This is a genomic window from Ruminococcus sp. CAG:57 (genome assembly GCF_000435935.1).
Taxonomy (GTDB): Bacteria; Bacillota; Clostridia; order Oscillospirales; family Ruminococcaceae; genus Hominimerdicola; species Hominimerdicola aceti.
In genome coordinates this window covers 1-4,538 of the sequence record NZ_FR890749.1, presented here as the reverse complement: position 1 = coordinate 4,538, position 4,538 = coordinate 1, and the positions used below count along the sequence as shown (strand labels likewise).

The 4,538-nt window shown below is 44.3% G+C and carries 8 protein-coding genes; all 8 read left to right on the top strand.

From position 1 onward, the window contains the following. Positions 1–342 (top strand): hypothetical protein (locus QVO88_RS08020; protein ID WP_288177897.1); only part of this gene is annotated, 342 nt, incomplete at its 5' end. 109 nt (positions 343–451) lie between these two features. After that, positions 452–1,234, top strand: a complete 783-nt coding sequence (locus QVO88_RS08015; RefSeq protein WP_022287979.1) for a hypothetical protein — start codon at positions 452–454, stop codon at positions 1,232–1,234. A 12-nt stretch (positions 1,235–1,246) separates the two neighbouring features. Beyond that, a complete protein-coding gene (locus QVO88_RS08010) occupies positions 1,247–1,516 on the top strand; it encodes a hypothetical protein (RefSeq protein ID WP_288177896.1) in 270 nt (89 codons plus the stop codon). Then, positions 1,516–1,752, top strand: coding sequence for a hypothetical protein (locus QVO88_RS08005; protein WP_022287977.1), 237 nt, complete (start codon positions 1,516–1,518; stop codon positions 1,750–1,752). Before QVO88_RS08010 ends, QVO88_RS08005 begins: the two co-directional genes overlap by 1 nt. Then, positions 1,745–2,038, top strand: coding sequence for a hypothetical protein (locus QVO88_RS08000; RefSeq protein WP_022287976.1), 294 nt, complete (start codon positions 1,745–1,747; stop codon positions 2,036–2,038). The genes QVO88_RS08005 and QVO88_RS08000 overlap by 8 nt, the downstream gene beginning before the upstream one ends. Before the next feature lie 131 nt (positions 2,039–2,169). Next, positions 2,170–2,514 carry a hypothetical protein gene (locus tag QVO88_RS07995; protein WP_022287975.1) on the top strand — a complete coding sequence of 115 codons (345 nt, stop codon included), beginning with the start codon at positions 2,170–2,172 and terminating at the stop codon, positions 2,512–2,514. Between the two features lie 143 nt (positions 2,515–2,657). Next, positions 2,658–2,975: a P27 family phage terminase small subunit gene (locus QVO88_RS07990; RefSeq protein WP_022287974.1), complete on the top strand. Its 318-nt coding sequence runs from the start codon at positions 2,658–2,660 to the stop codon at positions 2,973–2,975. Further along, positions 2,959–4,538: terminase TerL endonuclease subunit (locus QVO88_RS07985; RefSeq protein WP_288177894.1), on the top strand; the 1,580-nt coding region annotated here is incomplete at its 3' end. The genes QVO88_RS07990 and QVO88_RS07985, both read left to right, overlap by 17 nt.

Here is a 4,538-nt window from a genome sequence, read left to right as displayed (position 1 = left end):
TGCACAACAGACAAGATCATAGTTCGTCGTTCGACATTCGTTGCCGGACCTAACGAATATCAGATATTCGCAGGTACAGAAAAGGTGCACATATGTCCGAAAGCATTTCTTGAGGTCATAGATGATTATGAAATACTTACATACTATGCCATTGATGATATGATAATCGTTAAAGCAGGCTTGCTTACACTTGGTGTGCTGTGTGAAACTCATGGTGTTGTAACGCAAGAACTTCTTAATGACATTAATTCCATGCACGATATGTTACAAGAAGTATTCAACAGGGAGTGCGAAGAAAAAGACAAGAGCAGAAATTATGAGCAATTGGCAATGACAGAGTGAAGCCCTATATATTATATATGGTATAGAACAAGTGTTCAGCCCGTGTGTAAGCACGGGTATGAGGGCTTGTAATGGGTCTTAATAACTCGGACAGTGGGAGGAAATGACAATGAGCCTTATGAGATACAGAGAACAAAAGTATATTTATGGAAACTATATGGAAGTGAATATGTATCCTGTCTATGCCTGCCCACGTTCTTCTAGTCGAAAGAAAAAAAGAAAGCCGACAAGCAAGGTGCAGGAGAGATTGAATCAGATCAATGCTGAAAGAGCTCTGGCAAGACTTATCCCTGCAAATTTCACTGACAAAGACTATAAGTTCGAACTGACCTATGCACCGCAGAATAATCCTGCTGACCTTGAGCGTGCCAAGAAAGACTTTGCTAACTTTGTCAAACGTGTGAATAGAGCAAGAGTCAAGAGAAGCTTACCGAGAATGAAGTATATTTATTCCATTGAGCAGGGCTCAAAGTCTGGACGTATCCACTTTCATGTTATCATGACAGGTGGTCTGACTATCAACGAGATAGCATCCATATGGGGCAAGGGCTATGTTGACAAGGTCCTGCCATTGATGTTTGACCAGACAGGCTGTGCAGGAATTGCAAAGTATTTCTGCAAGCAGAAGATTTCAGAACATAACAACGGCAAGCACGCTAAGCGTTATGTTGCGTCAACTAATTGCATTAAACCGCAACCGCAGAATAACGATTATCGTCTGACGAAACGTACGGTGCAGAGCATGGCATATAACTGTGATAACCCGGCGCTGTTCGAGAATATGTATCAAGACTATTACTATGCTGATTGCCGACCATTCTGGAACGAGGATAACGGCACGTTCTACATATCGCTATTCATGTACCGCCGAACAGCGAAGCTGAACATATAGGGGGGTGAGATGATGAGTCTTAAGGGAGCTGAGCTTAGCGTGATATGTGATGATTGCCATAAGGCATTCACAGTCTGCGTTCGCAAAGAGAGATTTCAAAGCATAGAGGGGGACGTATGGTGCTATAACTGCCCTCAATGTGGTAAGTTATACGTTGCATATATCGACGATAACCTGACACGTCATGCCCATGCGCTTCAAAAAAATGGTGTTGTGTTGAAAGATATCTTGACGAAAATATCAAGAGAATTATCTGCAAGGCAGGGAAAGGAGAAGAATTAATGGACTCATACAGACAGGGATGTATCAAAGCATTAATCGACGTGAAGAACTATGTCGATAGCCATTCGCACGTGATGAAGCACTACAAGCTTTATAATTCAAAGAAACTACCTATGCTTTTACAAGCATTTATTGACAACGCCGATGAAATGATTGCAATGGGTGATATGATAGAATTGACATTGACGTTCGATCAGAAAAGCATTAAGAAGTCCAAGGAGAATTATCATGACTAAGAAGCGATTGTTGTCATATCGACAACTTAAGGCTGAGCTGAAGTGGGTAAGTGAAGATAGTGACGATTATCGCAGCCTGAAAGCAGAGATAGCAGAGATTGAAGCATATGTGTCAGGCATTGATGACGCATTCATCAGGATTATTTTTCGCCTGCGTTATCTTGTCCCACGCAAGGACGGAGCTTGGCAGCCGCCGTCATGGGCGTGGATAGCCAGGCAAGCCAATGCTTCAGAAGATTACTGCAAGGGCAGGCATTGCAAGTTCTGTAAGAAAAACACGCTGTAACACGCACGAACACACTCTGCGTGCTATGATGATAATGCGGGGTTGTTGTTATAGTTTTTCCATAGGTTTATGTCGGTGCAAGGGCCACGTTGTATGACGTGGTCCTTGTGCTATATATGCGAGGTGATAACGTGTATAGTACGAGTCAGATCAGAGAGCTAATCAAGGACGGACGAGTTGACAAGTTCTACAACGACCGCTACTGGAGAAAGTTCAGTAAGAGCGTTATCGCAGAGCAACACTATGAGTGCCAGATATGCAAGTGCAAAGGCAAGGTGACGAGAGCAAATATTCTTCATCACGTCAAGCATCTTAAGCAATTTCCGCAGCTTGCATACAGTCGGTATTACTATGACGATAATGGCGAACGGCACAGGCAGCTGCTTGCATTGTGTCACGACTGCCACGAAGCACAGCACCCAGAACGGCGCTGGCAAGAACGTGCAGATAAGTTCGTCAATGAGGAGCGGTGGTGAGCGCCTTGCGGCGATACCCCCCGGGGTCAAGGGTCGAAAAATTTTTTCGGCCTTGTACGACGGGAGGCACAAAAGACAAATCCGCCCTCGCACGCACGTGAGAGAATTTTTTCAAAAAAATCAAATGTAAGGAGTTGGCAAAAGTGAAAAAACCTAGTCTATCAGAGATTGAAAATTCGTTGACAGAACAGCTTGTCCAGATGGGAGCTTCTGTCGATTTCTACAAGTCGCTTGTCGCAGATTATATGTTCTACGAGAAGCAGGAACGAAAAATGCAGGCTGATATTCGCAAGAGAGGACTGACCTATATGGCGGTTTCTGCGGTAGGAAAAGAGTATGAAAAAGACAATCCCTCCGTAAAGCAGGCGTATATGTACAATAAGCAGAAACTTCAAATTCTGAAAGACTTGGGTTTGTCAACTGACAAGGTCAAGAACCTTGACGATGACGAAGAGCTGTAAGGGGCAAGAAGCTCTTGACCTCTCGTATCTTGCAGACTATATCAGCCTAGTCGAGGAGCATAAGTATCCGTATTGTGCTGAGCAGTATCAGCTTATTGACTACGTCAAGCGCATGTTCTTGTCAGAAGATATCTACATCGATGTTGCTCAGGCAGAAAAATATTTCAGCTACGAAAAATATTTTCCGTTCAAGCTTTTTCCATGGGAACGATTCGTGTTCACCCTTCACAACTGCACCTATAAGTCCAATGACTCTTTGCGATGGCCTGTACTGTTTCTCTACGTCGGTCGAGGAGCAGGAAAAAACGGCTACTTAGGCTTTGAAGATTTCTGTTTGCTAACACCGACAAATGGCATCAAGCATTACAACATCGATATTTTTGCCACGACAGAAGATCAGGCTAAGACCACGTTCAATGATGTGTACAACGTACTTGAAGACAACCGTGACAAGATGCAGAGATTTTTTTACTGGAACACAGAAAAAATCATAAATCTGAAAACAAAATCCGTCTTGCGATACAGAACATCAAGCCCGAAATCTGCCGACGGTGCAAGACCGGGCAAGGTAGACCATGATGAGGAGCACGCATATGAGAACAGTAAGCTCATAGATGTTGCTGTTGGCGGCCTTGGAAAAAAGCCACGCCCACGCCGCACGATCATAAGCACCGACGGATTCGTCCGTGAAGGTCCACTTGACAAAGATAAGGCCAAAGGGATTAGAATTCTTAACGGTGAAATAGATGATAACGGCATGCTACCATTCATTACAAGAGTAGATAAGCCAGAAGAAGTTGAAATGCCTGATATGTGGTATAAAGCTAACCCGTCACTGCAGTACCTTCCTGATCTTCTCCAAGAGATGAAGACGGAATTTCAAAACTATCTGGACGATAAAATCAGCAATATCAGTTTTGCAGTTAAACGCATGAACTGCCTGCCACAGCAGACAGAGGGCGGTATAACCGCATTTGATAATATCCTGGCAACTAATCAGGATATCACGCCATATTTGTCAAAGCTTCAAGGCAGACAATGCACAGCAGGCTTTGACTATATGAAGACCGATGACTTCCTTTCAGCAGGCTTGCTCTTCGACGTAGACGGAACTGACGTATGGATAACGCACACCTGGGTGTGCAAGGCTTCTGCAGATCTATCAAGAATCAAGGCTCCACTGCAAGAATGGGAAGCGGCGGGGCTACTGTCATTCGTTGACGGTCCAGAGATACCGCCTGAGATACCCGTTATATGGGTGGCTCAGAAAGCGGCGGAGCTGAATGCCAATGTAGCAATGACCGGCATAGATAACTACCGCTATACACTACTTAGGAGGGCGCTTAAAGAGAATCTCTACGCTTCTGACGAAAAAGGCTACGGAAATATCATGCTTGTCCGTCCGTCAAATGAAATGATGATAATGCCTGTAATCACAAGTCAGCTGGTGAATCATAAGCTTGCAGTCGGAGACAATCCCCTTTTCCGCTGGGCTATGAACAATACCAAGGTATGCACTTCGTCCGCAGGCAATATGACATATGGTAAAATAGAGCCGAAGTC

What these genes read in the sequence shown, in the direction of transcription:
- QVO88_RS08010 (WP_288177896.1), top strand. Translation starts at nt 1,247, where the DNA reads ATGAGTCTTAAGGGAGCTGAGCTTAGCGTGATATGTGATGATTGCCAT.
- QVO88_RS08005 (WP_022287977.1), top strand. Translation starts at nt 1,516, where the DNA reads ATGGACTCATACAGACAGGGATGTATCAAAGCATTAATCGACGTGAAG.
- QVO88_RS08015 (WP_022287979.1), top strand. Translation starts at nt 452, where the DNA reads ATGAGCCTTATGAGATACAGAGAACAAAAGTATATTTATGGAAACTAT.
- QVO88_RS08000 (WP_022287976.1), top strand. Translation starts at nt 1,745, where the DNA reads ATGACTAAGAAGCGATTGTTGTCATATCGACAACTTAAGGCTGAGCTG.